Annotated in this window: 1 protein-coding gene; it reads right to left on the bottom strand. The window is 52.7% G+C overall.

Translation table 11 applies throughout. The features are described from left to right. Positions 1 to 26 precede the first annotated feature (26 nt). The coding region (locus tag L972_RS21160; RefSeq protein ID WP_156127064.1) for a transposase at positions 27 to 520 on the bottom strand (494 nt) is incomplete at its 5' end.

A 520-nucleotide genomic window follows, 5' to 3' on the forward strand; every position in this document is an offset into this window, starting at 1 on the left:
TCCATCGGGGCGTTGACGCTCCTATGTCAACAGGCTCGCGCTGAGTCAGCTAAATCGGCCAAGATCAAAGGGTAGAGTTCCCTGACGATATAGCGTTTCAAACAACGCTGGATCTCTTTCGAAGATAAGCCTTGGGCGCTACGTCGTGCGACGTAAGATTGGGTTTGTGGATCTCCCCGCATCCGGACCATTGCAATCGTCCATAACGCATTATTTGCTGCACGGTTACCACCTCGGTTTAAGCGATGTCGTACGGTCTTTCCAGAGGATGCGGGTAAAGGGTTAACCCCACAAAGTGCCGCAAGCGATGCTTCATTTCTTAACCGTTCCGGGTTATCGCCAGCCGTTGAAAGCAGCACCGCTGCGGTTTGAGGGCCGACGCCAAATTGCTCGCGCAGACGACGAGCATGTTGATGGGTCAAGGCATCCAACATGGCATCAAGTTTTTCAACTTCGTCTGCCAATAGCAGCCAACGCTTGGCTAGCAGACACAGGGTAGTCGTTAACGTATGCAGGAGTT

Source organism: Aeromonas sp. ZOR0001 (assembly GCF_000801015.1).
Classification (GTDB): Bacteria; Pseudomonadota; Gammaproteobacteria; order Enterobacterales; family Aeromonadaceae; genus Aeromonas; species Aeromonas veronii.